The organism is Neobacillus niacini (assembly GCF_036961885.1).
In the GTDB taxonomy this organism is placed as follows: domain Bacteria; phylum Bacillota; class Bacilli; order Bacillales; family Cytobacillaceae; genus Neobacillus; species Neobacillus niacini_H.
In genome coordinates, this window is sequence record NZ_JBALNQ010000026.1 from 75530 (window position 1) to 100591 (window position 25062).

At 38.9% G+C, this 25062-nt stretch carries 22 protein-coding genes; 14 read left to right on the forward strand and 8 right to left on the reverse strand.

Going from position 1 to position 25062, the window contains the following annotated elements:
* Positions 1-63 precede the first annotated feature (63 nt).
* Entirely contained in the window at positions 64-1398 is a 1335-nt protein-coding gene (locus V7124_RS12235; RefSeq protein WP_335489458.1) for a UDP-glucose dehydrogenase family protein, read from the reverse strand.
* Positions 1399-1576: 178 nt separating this feature from the next.
* Positions 1577-2113 (reverse strand): ribonuclease H-like YkuK family protein, encoded by a 537-nt coding sequence (locus V7124_RS12240; protein WP_335413985.1) that lies wholly within the window; start codon positions 2111-2113, stop codon positions 1577-1579.
* 309 nt (positions 2114-2422) lie between these two features.
* Between V7124_RS12240 and V7124_RS12245 the strand changes: the two genes are divergently transcribed.
* Positions 2423-3520, forward strand: coding sequence for an amidohydrolase (locus V7124_RS12245; RefSeq protein ID WP_335489383.1), 1098 nt, complete (start codon positions 2423-2425; stop codon positions 3518-3520).
* 114 nt (positions 3521-3634) lie between these two features.
* Here the strand turns inward: V7124_RS12245 and V7124_RS12250 are convergent, their stop codons facing one another.
* A complete protein-coding gene (locus V7124_RS12250; protein ID WP_335413979.1) occupies positions 3635-4135 on the reverse strand; it encodes a DinB family protein in 501 nt (166 codons plus the stop codon).
* Between the two features lie 569 nt (positions 4136-4704).
* Here V7124_RS12250 and V7124_RS12255 point away from each other — a divergent pair.
* A complete protein-coding gene (locus V7124_RS12255; protein ID WP_335413975.1) occupies positions 4705-6087 on the forward strand; it encodes an L-cystine transporter in 1383 nt (460 codons plus the stop codon).
* 195 nt (positions 6088-6282) lie between these two features.
* On the opposite strand, the gene V7124_RS12260 is transcribed toward V7124_RS12255, so the two are convergent.
* Genes V7124_RS12260 through V7124_RS12270 form a run of 3 tightly spaced genes read right to left on the reverse strand, consistent with a single transcriptional unit; the run spans position 6283 to position 8784 of the window.
* The gene (locus tag V7124_RS12260) at positions 6283-6930 is read right to left on the reverse strand and encodes a TetR/AcrR family transcriptional regulator (protein ID WP_335413970.1); all 648 of its coding nucleotides are present in this window, start codon (positions 6928-6930) and stop codon (positions 6283-6285) included.
* Between the two features lie 34 nt (positions 6931-6964).
* Entirely contained in the window at positions 6965-8065 is a 1101-nt protein-coding gene (locus V7124_RS12265) for an ABC transporter permease (protein WP_335489386.1), read from the reverse strand.
* Complete coding sequence (locus tag V7124_RS12270) at positions 8062-8784, reverse strand: ABC transporter ATP-binding protein (protein ID WP_335489389.1); 723 nt, start codon at positions 8782-8784, stop codon at positions 8062-8064. The genes V7124_RS12265 and V7124_RS12270 overlap by 4 nt, the downstream gene beginning before the upstream one ends.
* A 153-nt stretch (positions 8785-8937) precedes the next feature.
* Between V7124_RS12270 and V7124_RS12275 the strand changes: the two genes are divergently transcribed.
* The 10 genes from V7124_RS12275 to V7124_RS12320 all read left to right on the forward strand — a co-directional run bounded on the left by V7124_RS12275 (position 8938) and on the right by V7124_RS12320 (position 21157).
* Positions 8938-9510 carry a TetR/AcrR family transcriptional regulator gene (locus V7124_RS12275; protein WP_335489392.1) on the forward strand — a complete coding sequence of 191 codons (573 nt, stop codon included), beginning with the start codon at positions 8938-8940 and terminating at the stop codon, positions 9508-9510.
* Positions 9511-9621: 111 nt separating this feature from the next.
* Positions 9622-11730, forward strand: coding sequence for an MMPL family transporter (locus V7124_RS12280; RefSeq protein ID WP_335489395.1), 2109 nt, complete (start codon positions 9622-9624; stop codon positions 11728-11730).
* Positions 11731-11942: 212 nt separating this feature from the next.
* Positions 11943-13568, forward strand: coding sequence for an ATP-binding protein (locus tag V7124_RS12285; protein WP_335489398.1), 1626 nt, complete (start codon positions 11943-11945; stop codon positions 13566-13568).
* A 144-nt stretch (positions 13569-13712) separates the two neighbouring features.
* Complete coding sequence (gene atoD / locus V7124_RS12290) at positions 13713-14372, forward strand: acetate CoA-transferase subunit alpha (protein WP_335489401.1); 660 nt, start codon at positions 13713-13715, stop codon at positions 14370-14372.
* Entirely contained in the window at positions 14372-15022 is a 651-nt protein-coding gene (locus V7124_RS12295; RefSeq protein ID WP_335489404.1) for a 3-oxoacid CoA-transferase subunit B, read from the forward strand. Before atoD ends, V7124_RS12295 begins: the two co-directional genes overlap by 1 nt.
* A gap of 21 nt (positions 15023-15043) precedes the next feature.
* Positions 15044-16231, forward strand: a complete 1188-nt coding sequence (locus tag V7124_RS12300; RefSeq protein WP_335489407.1) for an acetyl-CoA C-acetyltransferase — start codon at positions 15044-15046, stop codon at positions 16229-16231.
* A 311-nt stretch (positions 16232-16542) separates the two neighbouring features.
* Positions 16543-17979: a GntP family permease gene (locus V7124_RS12305; protein ID WP_335413941.1), complete on the forward strand. Its 1437-nt coding sequence runs from the start codon at positions 16543-16545 to the stop codon at positions 17977-17979.
* 45 nt (positions 17980-18024) lie between these two features.
* Positions 18025-18801, forward strand: a complete 777-nt coding sequence (locus V7124_RS12310) for a 3-hydroxybutyrate dehydrogenase (RefSeq protein ID WP_335413938.1) — start codon at positions 18025-18027, stop codon at positions 18799-18801.
* A 121-nt stretch (positions 18802-18922) separates the two neighbouring features.
* The gene (locus V7124_RS12315) at positions 18923-20341 is read left to right on the forward strand and encodes a sigma-54 interaction domain-containing protein (RefSeq protein WP_335489410.1); all 1419 of its coding nucleotides are present in this window, start codon (positions 18923-18925) and stop codon (positions 20339-20341) included.
* A gap of 57 nt (positions 20342-20398) precedes the next feature.
* A complete protein-coding gene (locus V7124_RS12320) occupies positions 20399-21157 on the forward strand; it encodes an NRDE family protein (protein ID WP_335489461.1) in 759 nt (252 codons plus the stop codon).
* Positions 21158-21228: 71 nt separating this feature from the next.
* On the opposite strand, the gene V7124_RS12325 is transcribed toward V7124_RS12320, so the two are convergent.
* Positions 21229-21408: a DUF3934 domain-containing protein gene (locus tag V7124_RS12325; protein ID WP_335413929.1), complete on the reverse strand. Its 180-nt coding sequence runs from the start codon at positions 21406-21408 to the stop codon at positions 21229-21231.
* A gap of 57 nt (positions 21409-21465) precedes the next feature.
* Positions 21466-21708 carry a hypothetical protein gene (locus V7124_RS12330; RefSeq protein WP_335413927.1) on the reverse strand — a complete coding sequence of 81 codons (243 nt, stop codon included), beginning with the start codon at positions 21706-21708 and terminating at the stop codon, positions 21466-21468.
* 179 nt (positions 21709-21887) lie between these two features.
* Here V7124_RS12330 and V7124_RS12335 point away from each other — a divergent pair, with 179 nt between their 5' ends.
* Together V7124_RS12335 and brnQ are read left to right on the forward strand one after the other, a co-directional pair.
* On the forward strand, positions 21888-23120 hold the full coding sequence (locus V7124_RS12335) for a Zn-dependent hydrolase (protein ID WP_335489413.1): 1233 nt from the start codon (positions 21888-21890) through the stop codon (positions 23118-23120).
* A 591-nt stretch (positions 23121-23711) separates the two neighbouring features.
* Positions 23712-25043: a branched-chain amino acid transport system II carrier protein gene (gene brnQ, locus V7124_RS12340; protein ID WP_335489416.1), complete on the forward strand. Its 1332-nt coding sequence runs from the start codon at positions 23712-23714 to the stop codon at positions 25041-25043.
* The last annotated feature ends 19 nt before the right edge of the window (positions 25044-25062 follow it).

Below are 25062 nucleotides of genomic sequence, written 5' to 3' on the forward strand. Positions count from 1 at the left end.
GGAGTCTCGTGCCTTCCGCTCCAATCAACAAGTTCTAAGATCAAAAGTATCCTTTAACACAGCCTATTTTAATGACATTGAACTGACTCTACCCTTTGAAACAACAGGTCTGCCGATTGATACGTAGGTTATTGGGTAACGTTGAATCTCCTTCATTGAATAACAATTTCGTCCATCCAACACAATAGGTTCTTTCATATAAGCAGCGAAGGTGTCCAGTGGCAGATGCTTGATTTGACCCCACTCTGTTGCGATGATAGCAAAATCTGCGTCTTTGAGAGCTTGCCGAATATCTGTCGTGTAATCAATAGCATTTCCGATTAGCTTATGTGTATTTGGAATGGCTATCGGGTCATAAGCTGTGACATTTGCTCCTTCTTCAAGTAACTCTTTAATAATTGTAATGGAGGCTGCCTCACGAATATCATCTGTTTCTGGTTTAAAAGCAAGCCCAAGTAAGGCGGCCCTTTTTCCTTTTAACGAGCCTATTAACTCCTTTGCTTTTGCCACAAGAAGGGAGTGTTGATGCTGATTGACCTTTATTACCGACTCAAGCAATTCAAAGGGATGTTTGATATTGCCTGCAAGCTGAACCAATGCTTTTGTGTCTTTAGGAAAACAGGAACCCCCATAACCAATCCCCGCTTGGAGAAAAGACTCACCAATCCGTTTATCCTTTCCAATTCCGAATGCGACCTCGTCAATGTTAGCTCCAACCTTTTCACATAGGTTAGCAATTTCGTTGATAAAACTGATTTTCGTTGCAAGAAATGCATTGGATGCATATTTAATCATCTCCGCACTCCTAATATCCGTTACGATTATTGGAATTTTTAATGGGAGATAGAGCTGTTCCATAATCGATGCGGTTTCAGGGTTATCAACTCCCAGAATAATTCGATCTCCTAGATAGAAATCCATTATGGCAGATCCTTCCCGCAGAAATTCAGGGTTTGATACCACTTCAACCTTAAGATGCCGTGGCTTTCGGTAGTGGAAGATTTGCTTGATTTTACCGTTTGTACCAACAGGGACTGTACTTTTTGTACAGACGATTACATCCTTTTCAATACTGTCAGCAATGGAGTAGGAGACAGCGTAAATGTATGATAAGTCGACCGAACCATCCTTTTTTGCAGGTGCTCCAACCGCAATAAAAATAATGTCAGCATCGGAATAGGCTAGCTTTTGGTCGGTCGTAAATCGGAGGTGACCATTTGAGAGAGTCTTTTCTAATAAAGGTTCCAATCCAGGTTCAAAGAATGGGGAATGTCCTTTTTTGAGTAAAAGTATTTTCTCTTTTTGTGTGTCTACACAGGTTACATGATGACCTGCATCAGCCAGACAAACTGCTGTGATTAGCCCGACATTTCCTGCACCTGCAACCGTAATCTTCATCATATCCCTCCACCATTTGTGTTGTTTGTTTAATCTTATCTGAAAAATTCAAATTCTTTCTAAACTTGGTGTTAAAAGAATGTAAAGATTTTGTATGGGCTTGAGGAAAATGAAAGAAAGAAACGTAAAGACCTGAGCCCTGGTGCGTGTTTTAGTGAACGCAGCATGGCTCAGGTCCCTATTTTGTGTAACGATTGGCATAGCTAGAGGCAACGAATGCATTTGGTTTAATCTTTGGTTCAACTCCCATCGATTCCATTCGAGCGACCATTTCTTTAACAAACTCCCTAGTTTTGTTGCGTTTTCCCGCTCCAATGTCAATATGTCCTTCCATGATAAAAGTTGCACCTTGATAGACGAAGGGAAGAACAATATTGATTAGCCGATTTTTTCGATCTTCTGTAAATAAAGAAACAATATCTTCTGTTAAAGATAATTCAAAGGAAATGCGCTCATGCAGCTGTGTCATCTTTCTTGGAATAACAATCTTCCTGATACAGGCCCAGACACCTTTTCCCTGATTTTGAATGACTATTCCCGTAATAAAAACGGTGTTTGTTTTATGAACCTGCGAATCCGTTCCGACCATTAAACGGTAATTTCCGCTTGGCGCTAGGTTCATGAATTTTACAATGTGTTCGAAGACCTGCTCAAAGGACATACTTTTTTCGCGGAGATTTTGAAACGAATAATCAAACACCTGATAATTTTTCATTTGTACACCACATCTTTCCCTTCGTTATTTTAAGTACACTTACAATTCTTAATATTATTTTATGGAATAAAAATTATTCTTGTGCAGCACGAAAGGAACACACAGCAAACAAAAGTTGTCCAACAAGAGTGCCGTTAAGTCCCACAAGACTTTTTGCGCAAATTATCGATTGAAGTTAAATTATTGTAAATGCAGGAAAACATAACCAACTGTCCACCTGGGGTGGAAAGTGTCTTTTTGTGGTGACAGGCACCATCATATGTTGTACTATTTGTATATTAATTTTTTTGAGGGAAAGGGGTGCTTTGGTTGAGGCAAGTTTATGAGGAGCAGATTTTGGCCTGGTTTGAGCAGTTTCATGCGATTCCGGAGGTTAGTTGGAAGGAGTTTAAAACTACCCAGGCTATTGCTAGTATTTTAGATAATTTGGGTGTTACATATCGTTCGTTTTCAGATGTGACTGGGATTGTTGCGGAAGTAGGCGAAGGCGAAGAGGTAATAGCCGTACGAGCGGAAATCGATGCATTATGGCAGGAGGTTGATGGAGTTTGGCAGGGTAACCACTCCTGTGGCCACGATGCTATTATTTCTATGGTGCTGGGATCGCTTTTATATTTGAAAGATCAGCCCCTCACTAAGAAGGTACGTTTTATTTTTCAGCCGGCTGAGGAAAAAGGAAATGGCTCGATTGCAATGATTGAAAGAGGTGCCGTTGATCATGTGAGCCATTTATTTGGAATTCATCTTCGTCCAGTAGAAGAGCTTCCAATGGGAAGGGTTTCAGCCTCTATTCATCACGGAGCGGCAATCTTCTTAGAAGGAAAAGTTTTTGGTGAGGATGCGCATGGGGCAAGACCACATCAAGGGAAAAACGCAATCGATGTGATTTTTGCGCTCCAGCAATTCGTCAAATCTATCTACTTTTCTCCGTTTGAAGCTTATTCTGCGAAACTTACAAAGATAATCGCCGGAGGCGAAAGCCTAAACATCATCCCAGGCTCAGCAGAATTTGCTATCGATGTCCGTGCTCAAAAAAATGAAATGTTGGAAAAACTCAAAGATAAAATTGATACTGGCCTAACGAATTTAAGTAATTTATATGGTGTAAACATTGAATGGAAATGGAGTGATTTTACACCTGGGGCAGAGGTTTCCCCTGAGGCAGAAGCAATTGCGGAGGAGGCCATTCGCCATACCGTCGGTGATGAGGCGCTAGCGCTGCCAGTCATCACCTCTGGCAGTGACGATTTTCATTTTTATACGATAAAGAATCCAAAATTAAAAGCATCTATGATTGGGGTAGGCGCAGATCTTCAACCAGGATTACATCATCCTAAAATGGACTTTAATAAATCTGCACTGGACATAGGTGCCCGTATACTTGCAGAAACCTTAGTAAGAGCATAAAAGAAGGAGCATTAGCGGCATTAGCTGCAAGCTCCTTTTTTGGTTGTGACAATATGGGTATACATTGATGTATAAATGGTTGAAACTACGTTTCACCCCTGGTGACAGGCACCATTAAAGCAAAGATTTTAGCTCTTGGATTTGCTCGATATGCCGCTCTTCATGTAGGTAGATAAGGTCCACCCATTGATTGAGAGGCATGTAGCCAAATAGCGGGTGCTTGGTTGATTTTTCTGCTAGTGCTGATTTGTCTTCAAGTTGATTATAAAACTCCAAAAATAGGGTCCTTGATTTATTTAATTGTTCTTCAATCTGTTCCAATTCCCATGGACCATCCCCTGGTATGACGATTTCAGGTGCTTGGATCTTCTGGTTACGGTCGGCTATAACCTGAATGGGCCTTGCTTCTGCCTTTTTGCCATTTACTTTATTGTGTCCGTAAATAATCGCCTGGGTGAAGACACTTTCTGTTAAATACAAATGGTGACAAACCTGAGCAATACTCCAAGTATCGGAATCAGGCTTTTTGTTCAGTGCATCAAAGCTAAGTTTTCCAATTTCCTTTAATAACCGATCTCTTGTCGTTTCCAAATTTTCCATTACAGAAGTGCTCATTTCTACATCCCCCTTAAAAAACATTCCATATAGCTTATATTCTCAGTCATAAGGGTTTATTCCTATATATTTTCAAATAAATTGGTGCCTGTCACCGCTCGTGGACACTTTCCACCTGAGGCGGACAGTGCGACAATAAAAGATGCCTGACTCAATAAAAGGAGTCAGGCATTTTGTGGGTCGGTTGTTAAGTGTGTGCTGATCGTTACCGTACATTTTACTATGAAAACAGATAGTATGACATAATACCAGGGGTCCCACCAAACTTGACTGTGGAGGATTCCTATTTTTTGTAATAGAAGGTTCACGGCGTACACCAATAGGGCGGATTTAGCTTCAAGAATATCCATTCTATTCCTGAAAAAAGGCATACAAAAAATAATATCCATACCCAATTCTTCCTTAGTGCAGCTATAAAAGTTGCTACAGCATGCAATGCCAGAGAAGATTTTATTCAAATTATTTTAATATAAAAACACATTATTCCGACTTGACTAATTGGAATAAAAGTAATACTATTTTCATAGATTAATTACGTATCATGGAAAAAATATTAAGGGGGACTAAAAATGAATGCGTTTCTTATTATCGTGAATATCGCAGTTTTGCTGGTACTCATGGTCGGTTTATACTTAATGGCAAAGAAACATGTATCTTTCTCAAAACGTGTTTTCACTGGTTTAGGTTTAGGACTTATCTTTGGTTTTATTATTCATTTAATATATGGTACTGATTCTGAAGTTACTACCAGCACAATCGATTGGTTTAGTATTGTAGGAACTGGTTATGTAAAACTATTACAAATGGTTGTTATGCCGCTAGTATTTATTTCAATTGTTGGAGCCTTTACGAAATTAAAATTGACGAAAAACATTGGAAAAATAAGTGTTCTTGTAATTGGTATTCTTCTTGGAACAACGGCAATTTCTGCCGCAATTGGTATTGGAACTTCATTAGGCTTTGGTCTTGATGGCATTGAGCTTACTGAAGGGGAGGCAGAAAAAGCCCGCAATGAGGCATTAGTAGAAAGAGCTGCAACCGTTGAAACGATGACTGCACCGCAGCAAATTCTTGAGATGTTCCCTAGTAATCCATTTTTAGACTTAACGGGTGCACGTTCAACCTCTACGATTGCGGTAGTAATCTTTGCTGCTTTCATCGGGATTGCTTACCTTGGTGTAAAACGTAAAGAACCGGAGCATGCAGAATTTTTTGCAAAAATTATCGATACTTTATATTCAGTAACTATGAGGGTAGTAACACTTATTCTCCGTTTAACTCCATACGGTATTCTTGCAATTATTACAAAGGTTGCGGCAACAAGTAACTATGACGCGATCGTAAAACTAGGAAAGTTTGTTATCGCATCTTATGTAGCACTTATTCTTGTATTTATTGTTCATTTATTGTTATTAGCAATCGCAAAAATTAACCCAGTTAATTATGTGAAAAAGGCATTACCAACCTTAACATTTGCCTTCACTTCTCGTTCTAGTGCAGGAACATTACCTTTAACGATTAAAACACAATCGAAAGACTTAGGTGTTTCTGAAGGGATTGCAAACTTTGCAGGCTCATTTGGACTTTCAATTGGCCAAAACGGATGTGCGGGGGTTTATCCGGCGATGTTAGCCATAATGGTGGCACCAGCAGCAGGAATTGATCCGCTAAGCCCAGGGTTTATTATTTCTTTGATTCTCGTCGTGGCAATCAGTTCATTCGGTGTAGCAGGAGTGGGCGGCGGTGCGACCTTCGCAGCTCTAATCGTTCTATCCGTTATGAACCTTCCAATAGCAATCGTGGGTCTTTTAATCTCAGTCGAGCCACTTATTGACATGGGACGTACAGCTCTAAACGTAAGTGGATCCATGGTTTCCGGTGTCCTAACAAGTAAAGCAACAGGTGAATTCGATAAAGAAGTATATCAACAACCAAATATCGTGGAAGCATAAAAAGGTAAAAAAATGGTGACAGGCACCACTCGTGTACACAGTCCGTGTGGTATGGACACTTTATTACTGGATAGTCAATTGGCTATCCAGCTTTTTGGGTAATAAAACAAAACTAATCAATAGTTTGATTAATAATATGAAGGTAAAAAAGCAATCCCATTCAATCATTTTTGACTAAAGGGATTGCTTTTCTTTTTATTCCTTTTTCCCAACCCCATGCATGATAAATTGAATGGTATGTTCAATTTCATCCTCATCCTCCCAATCCAAATGAGGAAATAGGATATAACGAGTAAATAGGAAACCAAGGATATTGGTAATCGTTAACCTCGCGATACTTTCAGGCGGCATATCAATTAATAATCCTTTTTCCTGATACCCCACGATAACTTTTTCAACCCGATTAAAGATATTTTTTACCACCAGTTCTAGAAATTGTTCGCGCAATTCCGGCTGGAAAGGAATTTCTTGGAGCATGATTTTAACTACAGGAAGCATTCGTACGAGAAGATCTCTTCTATTTTCAATCGTAGCTCTCAGAAAATCCTCAACTGTTTCATAATTCCGATCGAGCACTTTATTAAAATCCTTAACAACCAGTGGTGCAATAAATTTTGTCATTAGCGGGGCAACGATAGAAACGAGTAATTCCTTCTTCGTTTTATAATGCCGAAATATAGTACCTTCAGCTACTCCTGCTTTTTTAGCAATCTCACTAGTTGAGGATGCCGCGTAGCCTTTTTCTGAAAAGGTCTCAATAGCGGCAACGATAATTTTTTTTTGTTTATCCGTTAATTTATCATCATCAAATAACTGTTCCAGCATTAATTCTTCTTCAGTCATCGTTAACTCCTTTTTTCACTGCTAACTTCCGAAATTAAATTTTTCGATATTTCTTCAATGCTACTATATTTAAAACAATAAAGACAAGGGCGAACCCTAAAAGTACGAAGAGGTCATTGCGAATATCACTTAAACCGAGTCCTTTGTACATCACGCCCACTAAGGCGCTGCCTCCATAATACATGGGCATACATTTGGCAAGAACCTGCATCCAGCCAGCCATTGACTCAAATGGGAAAATCCCAGCAAAAAACACCTGTGGAATAATCGCAATTGGAATGAACTGCATCATTTGGAACTCTGAATTTGCGAAGGCGGATAAAAGAATACCAAGTGACAACGCCACAAGAGCTAGGGTTAAATTGATGATTACCACATTCCAGAACGATCCTACAAGCGTGATATCTAATACTTTTATCGCGTAGGTAACCACAATGATGGTTTGGATGACTGCGAATAATCCATAGCCCATTAAATAGCCAAAAACAATCTCTCTTCTAAGAATGGGTGTTGCCAGCAAACGTTCAAGGGTTCCGGTCGTTCTCTCCCGCAATAAAGCAATACCAGATATTAAAAACACGAAAAAGAAAACAAAGAATCCAACAAGAATCGGGCTTAATTGATCAAAAAAGATGGTATCTTGGTTGCCATATAGATAAGAAGTATTGATTTCAGGTGCGTTTACTTGCTCCATCTTTACGGGAACTCCAGGCAGCTTACTCTGAATGGTTTCCATGAATGTAGACAAATTTGTAGCTTGTTCTTTTGCTTTTTCAGCTGCAATCGCTTGTTGAACTTTTACCTGTAAAGCCTTTGCTGCATTGGGCTGGTCGTTTGTAAGAGTCAATGAAATTTCTTCGCCGGCAAATTCAAGAATTCCATCTAAATCTCTATCCAGTAAAATGTCTTTAGTATTTTCTTCAACCTGTAAGACAATAATGTCGTTATCTTTTAATCTTTCAACAAGTTTGTCATCCGCATCAATAACACCAAGTCTTGGATCGACTGCATTCCCCGCAAGCAGGTAATTTAGAAGGGTAAGAACCAATAACGGGGCAACCATCATCAACGCGAGCGCCCGCTTATCCCGTAACATCTGATGGAATATCCTTTTAACCAGAGCTAATATACTCATCGCTGTTTACCCCCCGCTTTTAAAAATACCTCTTCTAAACTGGTAATCTCAAATTGTTTTTTCAACTCAGCAGGAGAACCGCTTGTGATGATTTCACCATCACGTACCATAGCGAGTCGATCACATTTTTCTGCCTCGTCCATTACATGTGTAGTGATTAAAATGGTTTTGCCAGCGTCTTTTAAACGATATAATTCAGCCCAAATGGACTGTCGTAACTCGGGATCAATTCCAACAGTAGGTTCATCAAGAATCAGAATTTCAGGATCTTGGATCAAGGCAACCGCAAGCGATAATCGGCGCTTCATCCCTCCGGAATAGTTTTCAACCTTCTTTTTTAAATCAGCCGTAAGATTCACTAAACCAGCTGCATAGGCAATCCTTTGTTTTTGTGCAGTTTTATTAAGCTTAAATAAGGAAGCAAAGAAAGCAAGATTTTCTTCTCCGGTTAAATCGGAATATAAGGCATCTGCTTGGGCCATATAACCGATTCTTTGGAGCAGTTTTAAATTGGGGACGGCGGTATTTAACACCTGGACATCACCCTGGTTGGGAGAATCCATGCCAACGATAATCTTAACTAAGGTTGTTTTACCTGAGCCAGACGGCCCAATTAGTCCATAGATACACCCTGACTCCACGTTCAAATTAATCTGATTTAAAACCAACTTTTTACCAAAGCTTTTGCTTACATCATTTATAACGATCGTTGATGACATCGTTCATCAATCCTCTCTAGAAAATGAGTGATTACTCACACTAATTATAACGAATCAAATCATAAGGTCAATAGGTATTAAAATGGAATTAGCCTAAAAATTAAAAACCAATATGGTATACTATGCTCACATAGTAATTCAGGAGGTGACAGGATGGCACGGGAGCGAAAGTTTAATACAGTGGAGTTATTTCACGAGGTGAAGCAACTGCTTCTGCAGTATGGCTATGACGGATTTACCTTTAGCCTTTTAGCGGATCGGATGGAGGTTTCAAGGGCTGCTCTATATAAATACTACGACAATAAAGAAGAATTAATTACGGACTTTATGATTTTTGAAATGGAAGAATTTCTACATGAATTAAAAGAAATGGAAAAATATGATGGTTTTGCACAGCAGTTCGATTTTCTAATCGACCTTATTTTTAAGAAAACAGAAATACATCATCTTATTAAGGCTGCTCAGCATATTTTGATCATCTCAGAGCATTCCTTTGAAAATAAAGAAAAGCTACAAAAGTTGCCATTAGAAATGTATAAATTTTTACAAAGCTTTGTCCTTTTAGGAAAAAATGAAGGAAAATTAAAAAACCATCTTCCGGATAGTCTAATTATTGGATTTATTCTTCAAACGGTTGCGATTCCTAATCATTTTGCCGTACCTCGCGACGAATGGATTTATTCGGTAAAAGAAATTATTGGTAAAGGGATGTTCATGAATAGATAATTGACACAAGTGTCACTTTGAAAGATAATGAAAGTGAAATTGTGTTAATTATTTTTTTTTTGAAAAGTTACAGTTCTGTCACTTAGATAATTTTAAAAGGAGAGTGGGAAAATGAATTCATTTTTGCGGCCAATAACCGACCGAGTTACCTCGAAAAAGGGAATGTGGACAACACTGGGAATCTGGCTTTTAGTAACGATTTTGCTATCAGTGCTAGCACCGGGTGCAAAGGAATATGAGGTTTCAAGTATCAACTCGATTCCGGAAGATGCAAAATCTGTCATTGCTCAAAATAAAGTCGACCAATATTTTAAAAATAATGAAGGTATTCCAGCTATTTTGGTTTTTCAATCTGATAAAGGGAAAGTAGAATTGTCAGAGCTAAATCCGTTATTTGAGCAAATTGATCAGGTGGAAGGGATAAAAGAATATGTTCCGTTAACAAGCATGCCGCCACAAGCGACAGCAAATTTCTTCTCAAAAGATCAAAGTACATTAATTCTTCCAATAACCTTTGAATCTTCCTTAGAATCTAAGGAATTGAGAACCCAGCAAGAGAAAATAACTAAAATTGTTAAGAACGATACGGAATTAACCTTGTATATTACCGGTCCTGCTGGTATTGCGGTAGATTCTCTCAATCTCTTTTCACGCGCTGATTTTGTTTTATTATTTTCAACAGTAGGATTAATCCTAATTCTTTTAATTGTTATTTATCGTTCTCCATTATTAGCATTGATCCCATTAATTGCAGCAACTTTTGTCTACCAAGTAGTCAATCAGGTTCTGGGCTTGATGGGGATGGCTGGATTAGTAATAAGTAATCAAACACTTTCAATTATGACGATTCTATTGTTTGCAGCAGTTATCGATTATTCGTTATTTGTCTTCTCTCGGTACCGTGAGGAGCTGAAAAAATATGAAAGTAAATTTGATGCAATGAAACATGCTATGAGAGAAACAGGATTGCCAGTTTTCTTCTCAGGGGGAACGGTCTTAGCGGCGATGTTGGTCCTGTTTTTTGCGGAGTTTGGTGATTATCGTAATTTTGCACCAGTTTTTGCGGCAGCAATGCTCATTATTATGTTCGCATCGATTACTCTTGTACCGGCCTTGTTTGCATTGTTTGGCAGAAAATCTTTCTGGCCAAAAGTTCCGAGAGTCGGTGAGGAATCGGTAAAATCCAATTCTATTTGGAGTAAAATTGGCAAATTTGTTGTGAAAAAACCCGTGACTTCCGTTTTCGTTATTGGTATCATCCTTCTAGCTTCAGCCCTTAATATGCTGAATTTGAAATATGAATTCGATACGATGAAGTCGTTTCCAGCGGATATGCCTTCAAGGCTAGGTTATGAAATCCTAGAAGAAAAGTTTGAAAAAGGTGATTTAGCAGCAACAACTGTATTGTTTGAAGCGAAAGAAGAAATTACCGTTGAACAGCAGACAAAATTACTTGAGACGCTCGCTGACCAAGAGGTAGTGAGCAACGTTCGACCGAATGGTACTACATCCGACCAAAAGGTAGTCCAATATAGTCTCACCTTTAAGGAAAGTCCATATGCCGTCGAGACTATGGATGCACTGGAGAAGATGCGAGACAATGCTGATAAGCTGGTGGCAGATAGTAATCTGGACGGTGCGCTTTATTTTGCAGGGGAAACAGCGAAAAAAGTGGATGACCGTGCAACAAACGATAGGGACCTAATTGTCATCGTCTTGCTTGAATCACTGTTAATTTTTGTCATGTTAATCGTTATGACCAGATCATTTAAAATGCCAATTTATATGATGGGAACGATTCTAATTTCATTCTTGGCTGCAGTTGGCTTAGGAATGTTTTTAAGCAGTCTGTTTTTTGACATCGATACCATTAGTAACCGTGTCCCTCTTTACTCGTTTGTCTTTTTAGTAGCACTGGGTATTGATTACAATATCATTCTAATATCTAGATTTATGGAAGAGCGGAAAAAACATTCAGTGAAAAAATCGGTGGAAATTGCAGTTGCCAATACGGGTGGCGTAATCTCTTCAGCCGGAATTATTCTAGCGGCAACCTTTGCAGTCCTGATGACCCAGCCTATCCAATTATTGTTTGTATTTGGTTTCATTGTTGCCGTAGGTATTTTATTGGATACGTTCTTGATCCGTGGTATCTTATTACCAGCACTAATCGTTTTATTTGAAAAAGAAAATCCAGCAGTAGAAAAGGATGTTCATTAGAAAAGCGCTAGCGCCCTAGAGCTGAACATTAACCTAAGTTCAAAGAATTATACTTTCTTATCTTTTAATAATAGGAAGCGCCAATGACTCTGTCTTTGGTGCTTCTTTTTCATAGGTAGTAATTTCCATTTGAAATAAATTATTACATATGGCAATCGTTTATTTTCTAGTTTATGATAGAGGAAAAAGTACGTTTTTTGGGTGGGAGTTCATTGGTACTATTAGATTATATTGTAAATCTCTCAATTTTCTCATTATTAATTAGTACTCCGCTTGTTATCCGTTCCTTCATTAATTATAAACCCATCAATCATGTTCACTTTTGGGCAGGTATTTATGGTGGTGTTGTCTCGATGATTCTCGTTATGCTTGCAATTCATGAGCAAGGATACACATACGACATCCGTTATTCGTCAGTCATTCTGATTTTTGCCTACCTTGGACCGATTTCAGGAATTATTACTGGAGCATTTGGGTTACTTGCACGGTTGTTATCAAGTGGTCATTGGGATACAGCCATCATCGGCTGGGGCGTCCTGATGATAGGTTTCTCCACGATATCTTATTATAGTAAGAGAATGACACCTTTAAAAAAAGCCTTCATCCTTTTTGGTGCATATGTAATCATTTATATTATTACTGTACCGATAGCTTTTAACGTATTTAGAGATAATCTACTCTTTCATTTTCAATATATCGTATTCGTCTTGTTAGGTGTAATTCTAGGTGTATTGCTGATAGAGTCGTATGTTAAACTTCATAGATTAAACAACAGATTGTCGGACATGTATAGAATGGTAGAAGCGAGTGAAACAAAATACAGGCTTATCGCTGAAAACACCTCGGACTTAATTCTGGTAATGGACAAAGAGCATTCCCTTACATACTTTTCTCCTTCACATGAAGTGGTTTTAGGGTATCAATGCTGTGAACTGGAAGAGGAAAAATTATGCACGTTCATTCACCCTAATGACGTTGAACTGTTTAGGAGTACGTTAGCAGGGATGTTTGAAAATAAAGAATCTAAAGCAATTGAATTTCGTCTACGCCACAAAAACGGTGAATATATTGAATTTGAATCTCGCTGCAAGCCAGTAAAAGGACAAAATGATGAAATTGAACATATTGTGATCATTAGTCGTGATATTTCTGAGCGTAAAAAGGCAGAAGAAATCCTTTTGCAATCTGAGAAACTTTCCATTGTTGGCGAGTTAGCGGCAGGAGTGGCACATGAAATTCGCAACCCGCTAACAACAATCAAAGGATTTATTCAACTGTATAGAAAGGAAAATGGAGTAGATGAAATCAATGACCTAATCCTAAGTGAGCTTGGACGAATTGAAACCATTACGAGTGAAATGCTTACTTTAGGAAAACCACAGGCAGTACAATTACATCGGACGAATTTAAGAGAATTGGTCGAGAATACACTTGAACTCCTTTCTCCGCAAGCACATATGGAAAATATTCAATTTAAACTAAGTGTAGAGGAATCGTCATTTTTTATAACGGGGGAGAAGAATCAATTAAAGCAGGTATTACTTAATGTTCTAAAGAATGCAATAGAGTCTATGCCTGAAGGAGGAGATATTCACATTAATCTCCAAAAAGGGGCAGAAGCTGAATGTGTTCTTTCTGTAAAGGATGAAGGTTGTGGAATACCAGAAGAACTACTGCCTCGTTTAGGTGAACCTTTTTATAGTTTAAAAGAAAAGGGAACCGGACTTGGCTTAATGATTTGTAATAAAATCATTAAGCAGCATCATGGCACAATTACGTATCAAAGTCAGGCCCAACAGGGTACCTTGGTGGAAATCAAATTACCATTGGCTAGTTAAAATAGAAAAGGGCACTTTCCAGTTTAAGGAGAGTGTTCCTTTTTTTTTATAAGAAAGGTATTTGTGCACTTGTTTGGCACGCTTCTTGCATATTAGTAAGGTGTGAGCAATTAACTCACTTATTACACAGGAGGTGCTGTTACAATGAATAAAATTATTTCAATGGATGAGGTTACTTCTTATTTTAAAGATGGAATGTCGGTTATGGCTGGAGGCTTTATGGGAGTGGGTACTCCAGAATGCCTTGTATCTGCTCTATTAGAATCAGATGTTAAAGATATAACGTTGATTGCAAATGATACCGCTTTCATAGATAGTGGAGTAGGTCCTTTAATTGTAAATCATCGAGTAAAGAAAGTGATTGCTTCTCATATTGGTACAAATCCTGAAACTGGCCGGCAAATGATTGCAGGTGAAATGGAGGTAGAGCTTGTTCCTCAAGGGACGCTTGCTGAGAGAGTTCGTGCAGGTGGGGCAGGTCTTGGCGGAATCCTGACTCCAACTGGAGTAGGAACAGTTGTAGAAGAAGGAAAAGAAAAGTTGACCGTAGATGGACGTGAATATTTACTCGAAAAACCGCTCCGTGCAGAAGTTGCTCTTCTTAAAGCGTATAAGGCAGACAAATCTGGAAATCTAGTTTATCATCGCTCAGCTCGTAATTTTAACCCATTCATGGCTCTTGCAGCCGATTTGGTAATTGTTCAAGTAGAAAAATTAGTTGAGGTTGGAGAAATTGATCCTGATGACGTTATGACACCGGGAATCCTTGTCGATAAAATTTATGTTCAGGGAGGTAAAAAATAATGATACAAACATTAACGAATCCAAAGCAAATTATCGCGGCACGTGTTGCAAAGGAAATGAGAGATGGTGATGTAGTAAACCTAGGAATCGGCTTACCAACAATGGTGCCAAACTTTCTACCAGATACCGTAAATGTAATTCTTCAATCGGAAAATGGCTATGTTGGACTTGGACCTTTAGAAGGAGATATTGATCCGGACTTAGTTAATGCAGGTGGTCAGCCTTCAGGAATTCTCCCTGGCGGAGCATTTTTTGACAGTGTATTCTCCTTTGAGTTAATCCGTGGCGGACATGTCGATGTAACTGTTCTTGGCGGGCTTGAAGCCGACACAAAGGGGAACCTTGCTAATTGGATGGTTCCGGGGAAAATGGTTCCAGGTATGGGCGGCGCCATGGATTTAGTAACAGGAGCAAAAAAGGTAATTGTCGCAATGGAACATACGGCAAAGAATGGTTCCTCTAAAATTCTCGAAGAATGCCGATTACCACTTACCGGAAAAGGCGTGGTTGACCTGATTGTAACGGAACTAGCGGTCTTTCGTGTCACAGAAGAGGGGCTGATCCTTGAAGAACTTCAAGACGGTGTAGATCTTCAAACGGTAAAAGAAAAAACGGAAGCTTCGTTTAAAATTAACCCTACTATTTTGTAACAAATAAGGAGGATAAAGGATATGCGTGAAGTTGTGATTGTAAGTGCTGTTCGTACAGCAATTGGGAATTTTATGGGGACATTAAGTGATATTCCAGCAACAGAGTTAGGCGCAATAGTTATTAAAGAAGCGCTAAATCGTGCAGGAGTTAACGGAGAACAAGTGGATGAAGTCATCATGGGCAACGTCCTCCAGGCTGGTATTGGTCAAGGGCCCGCCCGCCAGGCTTCGATTAAAGCAGGACTTCCAAATGAAGTATCATCAATGGCCATTAACAAGCTTTGTGGTTCTGGATTAAAGGCTGTACATTTGGCAGCGCAGGCAATCCAAACGGGTGAAGCAGAAATTGTTGTTGCAGGCGGCATGGAAAACATGAGTCTCGCACCATATTTACTGCCAAAAGGCCGCACAGGCTACCGGATGGGCGATGGAAAAGTAATCGACAGCATGATCCAAGATGGCTTACAGTGTGCCATAAATTCTTATCACATGGGTGTTACAGCAGAGAATATTGCCGAGCAATACGAATTAACGAGAGAAGAACAAGATGAGTTTGCGGCATGGAGCCAGCAAAAGGCTGAGAATGCCATTAAAGAAGGAAAGTTCAAGGAAGAAATCGTTCCAGTCGTAATCCCACAACGTAAAGGTGAACCAATCATATTCGATACCGATGAGTTTCCAAGAGCTGGAGTAACAGCAGAAAAACTAGGAAAACTGAAGCCGGCATTCAAAAAGGACGGAACGGTAACAGCTGGGAACGCTTCAGGTATCAATGATGGGGCAGCTGCACTAGTATTAATGAGCAGGGAGAAGGCAAGCGAACTTGGTATTAAGCCAATTGCGGTAATCCGTGCCAATGGAACAGCAGGAGTAGATCCGAAAATCATGGGTATTGGGCCTGTTCCAGCTTCGAAAAAGGCATTAAAAAAAGCAGGACTATCCATTGAAGAAATTGACTTAGTTGAGGCAAATGAAGCATTTGCAGCTCAATCTCTTGCTGTGGGCCGTGATTTGCAGATTTCAAATGACAAATTAAATGTAAATGGCGGAGCTGTGGCATTAGGACATCCAATCGGTGCAAGCGGTGCCCGTGTGCTAGTTACTTTACTGCATGAAATGAAACGCCAAGGGTCCCGTTATGGATTGGCAACATTATGCATAGGCGGCGGTCAGGGTATAGCCACAGTAGTTGAAATGGAAAAAAATTAATGGTTAATCGTCTGTAAATTTAAAATAATCCATTCCGTAAAAGCGGAAATTTCCAGTTTTGCGGAATGGTAGAATTATAGAATTCCGGATTATCGGAATGTAATCATCAGGATGTTTGCTAGTTAAATCCTATTTTTTAGCTAGAAATTTAGTAACAAACTGTAAAACAATATTGAATTTTACTATTATTTCGAAATTAAAAAGGTTGGCATGAAAATTGCATGAATATAATTGTAAGCTTTTAATGAAAACGCTTACTAAGGGGTATTTGTTTTTGAAGCTTACACAAATAAAGGTATAGGGGGATCTAAATGGATTTAATTTTTATTCTTTTGGCGCTCGGACTTCTTATGTTTGCCGCCTACCGTGGTTTTTCTGTCATTTTGTTCGCACCACTTTGTGCCATTTTAGCTGTTTTATTAATTGATCCAAGTCATGTATTACCGTTCTTCTCTGGCGTCTTTATGGAAAAAATGGTTGGGTTCATCAAAAACTACTTCCCAGTCTTCTTACTAGGAGCTATCTTCGGGAAAGTAGTAGAAATGTCAGGAATTGCAGAATCGATTGCAAAGACGATTGTTCGTATTCTAGGTGCAAAACGTGCGATGTTAACGATTGTTTTACTAGGTGCAATCTTAACGTACAGCGGTGTTAGTTTATTCGTTGCTGTATTTGCTATCTATCCGTTTGCAGCACAAATGTTCAGAGAAGCTAATATTCCAAAAAGGCTTATCCCGGGTACGATTGCTCTTGGTGCATTCACATTTACCATGGACGCATTGCCGGGAACGCCGCAAATTCAGAACGTTATTCCAATCGCTTTCTTTAAAACAGACATTTATGCAGCACCAGTTCTTGGTATCATTGGAGCCATCTTTGTCTTAACGCTAGGATTATTATATCTCGAAATGAGAAGGAAAAAGGCAGAGAAAGCAGGAGAAGGGTATTTTGGCTTTGGTGCTGAAAATGCCGCTGCTTTAGCAAAAGAGTTGATTGATGAAAAAGATCAAGCAGCTCCTGATATGACTTCAAATCAATCTGTTTTAAGACGAATTTTAGCTTTTGTTCCACTAATTCTCGTTGGTGTTACCAATAAAGTGTTCATTACGAATATTCCAAAATGGTATCCAAATGGTTTTGATTTTAAAGCTATTGGTTTACCATACACAATTGATGTCACTGCGAGTGCTGCAATCTGGGCAATTGAAATGGCATTAGTAGTAGGTATTATTTCTTCTCTTTTATATGACTGGAAACGAGTATCTAGTAAATTTAAAGAAGGACTAAACCAAAGTATTGGCGGTTCATTACTTGCAACCATGAATACAGGTGCTGAATATGGTTTTGGCGGTGTCATCGCTGCACTTCCAGGTTTCGCAAAAATTAGTGATGGAATTTCAAATACATTCACTAATCCGCTTGTAAATGGTGCGGTTACAACGAGTACACTTGCCGGTGTTACCGGTTCTGCTTCAGGAGGAATGGGGATTGCGTTAGGAGCAATGGCTGACAAGTACAATCAGGCAATTGCTGCAGCAAATATCCCGCCAGAAGTTATGCACCGTGTTGTGGCAATGGCTTCAGGCGGTATGGATACACTTCCACATAATGGTGCGGTTATAACACTTTTAGCGGTTACAGGTTTAACACATAAACAATCGTATCGCGACATTTTTGCGATTACGATTATTAAAACGTTAGCTGTTTTCGTCATCATCGGAATTTATTCACTTTTTGGATTGGTATAGAAGAGAACAAATTTTAATAGAGTAAGAATTTAGGAGGTTTAATATATGTTAGTAGGAAAAGTAGCGTTTATAACTGGGTCTGCTAGTGGTATAGGATTAGAAATCGCGAAGACTTTTGCGCAAGAGGGAGCAAAAGTGGTGATTTCTGATTTAAATCAAGAAAAAAGTGATATCGTTGCGGGTGAACTTAGAGAGCAAGGCTATGAAGCATTTTCAGCTCCTTGTGATGTTACCGATGAGAGCGCTTTTAAAGGTGCTCTAGAGTCTGCACATAGCAGATTTGGAAGAATTGATATTTTAGTAAACAATGCAGGACTTCAGTATGTTTCGCCTATCGAGGAATTCCCTACTGAAAAGTTTGAGTTTTTAATAAAGGTTATGCTGACAGCTCCGTTTATTGGAATTAAACATGTATTCCCTTACATGAAAGAGCAAGGATTTGGAAGAGTCATCAATATGGCATCCATTAACGGTGTTATTGGTTTCGCTGGCAAGGCTGCTTACAATAGTGCCAAGCACGGTGTCATTGGTTTAACAAAAGTAGCTGCTTTAGAAGGCGCTATTCACGGGATTACGGTAAATGCTCTATGCCCAGGTTATGTTGATACACCACTTGTCAGAAATCAGCTTAAAGATTTATCGATCACAAGGAACGTAAGCATTGACCGTGTAATTGATGATGTCCTTCTTACGCTAGTTCCACAAAAAAGACTATTGCAAGTATCAGAAATTGCGGACTATGCTGCGTTCATAGCCAGTGATAAAGCTAAAGGGGTTACAGGTCAAGCTGTTATTCTTGATGGCGGGTACACTGTTCAGTAATAGTAATGGTCCTGATCGGATTTGCCGGTCAGGATTTTTCTATTATTGGAAAACACTAGGTGGTTAATTTGCAAATCACTTTGTTATAATGGACGTATACAAACTTACTAGGGTGATAAATATGAAACTAGGACTGAATAATATTCCGCATCATTGGATTGAGGAAATTGTTAATCTTGCAGGTGAGCGAATTGTCGTAGTCAATCGAGAGGGCGTCATCCTTTATATTAATTCAGCTTATTGTGAGTTTTTAGGGACGAGTGTTGATCTGGCAATTGGCAGACCTGTTGAGGATGTTATTGAAAATTCACGCATGCATATTGTAGCCAAAACGGGACAAAAGGAGTTGGCTGCCCTTCATCCAATCAACGGAAGTGAAATGATAGCAAACCGCTATCCACTTATTATTGACGGAGAATTAGTAGGTGCTGTCGGTACCGTAATGTTTCGCAATCCTGAGGAATGGCGGCTGTACCAAAGTAAAATTCAACATCTTGTAGAAGAAATAAAATATTATAAAACGAAGGCTGAAAAAATTCAGAAAAGTAAATATTACTTTAAGGATTTGATTGGGAAAAGTGCCTCTTTCTCTGCAGTTAAATCGTTGGCTGAAAGAATTTCCGGAAGCCAGTCTGCGGTGTTAATACTTGGAGATTCTGGTACGGGTAAGGAGTTGTTTGCCTCTGCTATTCACAATAACAGCACGCGTGCATCTTTTCCTTATGTTCCTATCAACTGTGCGTCAATTCCAGAGCATTTACTAGAATCCGAATTGTTTGGTTATGATGATGGTGCCTTTACTGGTGCCAAAAAGGGTGGCAAGAAAGGCCAATTTCAAATTGCCAATCGTGGCACGATTTTTCTAGATGAAATCGGTGATATGCCGCTGGCGATGCAAAGTAAGCTTTTAAGAGTCTTGCAGGAGAGAGAGATACTACCAGTTGGTGGTCAAAAATCAATTGCTGTTGATGTTCGCATCATTGCCGCTACACATCGGGATTTAGAGAAAATGGTCGAGGAAGGAAAATTCCGGCAAGATTTATATTACCGGTTAAATGTGATTAAGATAGAAATTCCTCCACTTAGAGAACGTCAAGGGGATATCGAGTTAATTTCAATGAAACTACTAGAAAAATTGGAAAGAAAATTTTATCGTAAAGGGATAAAATTGTCTGACGAAGTGTTAGAAAGACTCAATCAACATAAGTGGCAAGGGAATGTTCGGGAGCTCGAGAATGTGCTAGAAAGGTCGATAAATGTATTAGATGGAAATACCATCGAAATTGCCCACCTGCCATTATATTTACGTGATCAAGAGACGGTTAGCCTACCTAAAAAAGAAAGCGATTCCATAGGAAAAGCGTCTGTCAACGCAGCAATGCCAGTTCAGTCTTTAAAAGAAACACTAGCGCATGTGGAAAAAAAAGCAATCTTAAATGCCCTATCCGCTACAATGGGGAATAAGCAGGAAGCTGCGAAGTTACTTGAAATAGGGAAAACTAGTTTTTATGAAAAATGTAAACTTTATGATATTCAATAAATTTTGGGCAGTTTCTCAATTGGGAAATGTTGATCCTTCGAGAAGGTTGTGATTGCCATCTGTTTAATATTGTTTGCTTACCATGTACATCCAAAATATAAGCTAATCGTTGCGGCGAATCGGGATGAATTTTACCAGCGACCAACTGCACCTGCTCATTTCTGGGAGGATGATCCTGAAATTCTTGCTGGACGGGATTTAGAAAAAATGGGGACGTGGATGGGTGTTACTAAAAGCGGGCGGTTTGCTGCTTTAACGAATTATCGGGATCCAACGGAAGTGACCGATGGAAAACGTTCACGGGGAGTACTTGTCTCAGACGCACTGAAGTACAATGGGGATTTTATAGAATATATGAAGAGTCTGGCTAGAAATAATGATTCGTATCCTGGATACAATTTGTTGGCTAGTGATGGAGATCAATTATACTATTATTCTAATGTGGGACAGGAGCTAAAAAAGGTAACGCCTGGAATTTATGGTGTCAGCAATCACTTATTAAATACGGAGTGGCCAAAAGTGCAAATGGGCAAATCAGGATTAACAGAAATTATAAACAATAAACAGATGGATTTGGTAGAAGAACTTTTTACTCTACTTCAAAAAACAGACCAAGCACCGGATGAAAAGCTTCCTCAAACGGGTGTTTCATTAGAATTAGAGAGAATGCTTTCGCCAATGTTTATCAAGAGTGAAAATTATGGCACTAGGAGTTCCACCATATTATTAAAATCAGACTCAGAAATGCAGTATGTAGAACGAGTTTTTGCTAATAATGAAGTAAAGGATCAAAACTATACTTTTAAATGGGCTTAAAAAACGAATCAAACGTTTGATTAGATCGGTTGCTGAACTAATCAAACGTTTGATTGATAAAAATTTAGGATCTAGGAGATACTGTTTTCACCTTTATCTGTGTCCGATGTTTTTGCAGACACTGCATTTTTAACCCCTTTGCTGACATAAGGTTTAGCGTTTTTTGCTTTTTTAGCACCAACCTGCCAACGATTCCAGCCTTTTTTACCTGTTCCTCTTCCTATTCCACTTTTTGCTTTAGCTTTCGGCATATTATCACTCCATCATGATTGAAGACAGGTCTGTTGGTTAATTCTCCTATGCGAAGGTTATTGAAACTCTTTTCCGAAAAATCCCAACGCATATTTTATACCTTCTTCAATTTCGTTTGTATCATAACCTTGTAAATCCTCGTGGGTAATTTCTAAGGTCGTTCTTGATAATGAATAACCACTGTCTAAATTAATATCAAGCAGGACTTCAAACCCAGTTGCAGTGTTCTTAATTTCAATAATATCATAATCAAGAATAGGTGCTCCCGTTTCGTAATCCATTGGTTCTAACTCTGACATATCCACACCTCCATATTAACACTAGGTCACATTCGTTCATAGGTTTTGCAAAAATTAAGTAATATAAACATCGCATATTTTGCATAAATTCAATTGTGAGGTTGCATTAATATTAGCTGAATATTTACATAAATATAAACAAGGCTCCCAGATTAACCAATTAAAAGGAGTGATGTGAAATGCAGCGGCAAAAGTTTTTAATTAATGGGGAAAGATTAAAGAATGAGTTGGAACGGTTCGCTAATTTTGGCAGGACAGAAAACAACGGAGTGACCCGGCTGTCATTATCAGAAGAAGATCGATTAGCTAGAGATTTTTTCCGCTCATGCTGTGAAGAGTTAGGATTGGTAGTTAAGGTTGATGATATGGGCTGTATGTATGCAACATTAGAGGGTGTTGAGGATAAACTGCCAATCTTGATAGGCTCTCATTTGGATTCTGTTAAAAAAGGCGGCAGGTTTGATGGGGTGCTCGGTGTTTTAGCTGGTTTAGAAGTAGTCAGAACGCTAGTTGAAAATAAGATTAAGCCTCAAATCCCCATAACCATTGTGAATTTTACCAATGAAGAAGGTGCAAGATTTGAGCCTTCGATGATGGCATCGGGAGTACTTTCAGGTAAATTTGACAAGAATACGATGTTGAAAAAGAAAGATTCAGCTGGAATCACCTTTGAGGAGGCGCTTAAATCGATAGGTTATCAAGGTGAAGTAGAGAATCGATTAACAGAAGGCACTGCTTTTTTAGAATTGCATATTGAACAAGGTCCAATTCTTGAAAAAGAAGCCTTTTCAATTGGTGTCGTAGAATGTGTAGTTGGCATGGCATGCTATGATATTGAAATTACAGGCGAATCCGACCACGCAGGAACTACACCGATGAGTATGAGAAAGGATGCACTATTTGCCGCTAATAACCTGATAAATGAGATTCGCACGGTATTAGGTCGATTAGATGAAGAGTTGGTTTTTACCATCGGCAGGGTAAATGTTTATCCGAGTATTCACACAGTCATTCCGAATAAGGTAGTATTTTCCTTGGAAGCTAGACATAGAAATCCTGAAATTGTAACCACCTTTAAAAATTTCGTTGAAGGGCTGCCCAATTTAGGTTTAAACGAGGGTTGCGAGGTAAAGACGACGAAACTATGGGAGCGCGATACGGTTTGGTTTGATACAGAAATTGTTAACCAATTAGAAATATCATCACAGTCACTTGGGTATAGCAATAGAAGAATGGTTTCGGGTGCAGGACACGATGCGCAATTTATTGCCAGCCTGATTCCAACAGCCATGCTATTTGTTCCCAGTGTAAATGGAAAAAGTCATTGTGAGGAAGAGCTGACCTCCTGGGAAGAATGTGAAAAAGGCGTAAATGTTCTATTAGACACCGTTTTAGCATTGCTATCGAAATAAAATTGGGAAGGGTTTCTTACTAGGCTGTCGAGAAAGTCTAGGAAGCCATATGATGACCATTTTTATGATTTCCCCAAGAGTTTTGGTCATCATCTAGGTTATGATGACCATTTTTATGATTTCCCCAAGAGTTTTGGTCATCATCTGAGTTATGATGACCATTTTCGTGATTTCTCCAAGAATTTTGGTCATCATCGGAATTACAGAGAATTGTAGAATTGAATTTCCAGTAAAAATTGAATTACTATTTGAAAAATTCTTTGCAAATAGCAATGGTATTTTGTATATTAGTATAGTTAATATTTTAACAATTTACTTAATTAGCACATTTTTTTACTAATAAACATTATATAAATGTGGGAATTCACTATTTCCTTTTTATAAGGCTCTTTTCTTAAACTTTGTTGCTTTTTATAACAAAAATTAATGATTGTGCTGTTCTTCACTTAAAAAAAGCAAAATTTTAATAAGAAAAGAGCTTGTAAACTAAATTCAAAGGCGCAGAATTACTATTGCCACGTTAAAATCGGCTTTAAGATTTTAACAACAATCGTTACGAAAACAGCCTTTTATAATCACCGGAGGTCCTTCATGGAACGGAAATTACCATTAAAAGAAGTCATTGCTTTAGGTTTTTTTATGTTTGCATTATTTTTAGGAGCAGGAAATATCATTTTCCCGCCATTACTTGGGCAGCAAGCGGGTGAATCCCTTTTGTCTGCTATTATCGGGTTCTTGGTCACAGGTGTCGGACTGCCTGTTTTAGCTGTTTACATCATTGCAAGATCAGGCGGCGACCTAGATGGGCTATCGAACAGAGTGCATCCCTCCTTCGCGAAGGTCTTTCCTGTTATCATTTATTTGACGATTGGGCCACTGTTTGGGATTCCACGAACAGGAACCGTCACCTATGAGATTGGGGTTGCACCATTCTTATCCAATGACAGCAGCTTAGGTTTATTTTTATCAACATTGGTGTTCTTTTTAATTACGTTTTGGCTTGCACTTAATCCAGCCAAGCTTGTAGATCGTGTGGGAAAAGTTCTAACCCCTATTCTTTTACTTTTAATTATCATTATTTCAATTCGAGGTTTTAGTTCACCGATAGGATCTATGGGTGAAGCTGTAGGTAAATATCAAGAGGGTGCGTTTTTTGGGGGATTTGTCGAAGGATATTTAACAATGGATGCGATTGCTGCTCTTATATTTGGCGTTGTTATCATCAACCGGGTGAAAGAAATGGGTATAAAAACAACCTCATTCATTCGCTCTTATACCATTAAAGCAGGGATCATTGCTGGGATGGGGTTATCGTTTGTTTATATATCACTATCTTATATTGGTGCAACAAGTGCTGATGCGGTTGGAATGCAAGAAAACGGCGGGGAGATTCTCTCATCCGTTACGTCACTTTTATTTGGTCCTTTTGGGTCCATTATTCTTGCGTTGGTTATTACCGGTGCATGTTTAACAACCTCAGTAGGCCTAGTTGCCGCATGTAGTGAATATTTAAGCCAACGATTTTCTAGATTTTCCTATCCAGTGGTCGTAACCATACTCTGTTTGTTTAGTTTTACGATGGCAAATCTCGGCTTAAGTCAATTGATTTCTGTTTCTATCCCATTATTAATCATGATTTATCCAATAGCGATTGTCCTAATCCTATTATCTTTTGTACACTCCTATCTACCCGTGTCGAAGACGGTTTATATCGGAGCTATTGTCGGTGCTGGGCTTGTCAGTCTATATGATGGGTTATCAACAGCAGGTATTGAAATAGCTGCTATATCTGGAGGTTTAGCTGTCATACCGCTTTATACGAACGGTTTAGGATGGCTGCTGCCAAGTGTAGTTGGAGGGCTCCTTGGCTTACTTTTTAGATATGCAAAAGCCCTTATTAAGGTGCCATCAACCTTCAGATAGGGTAAAATAATTATTGAAC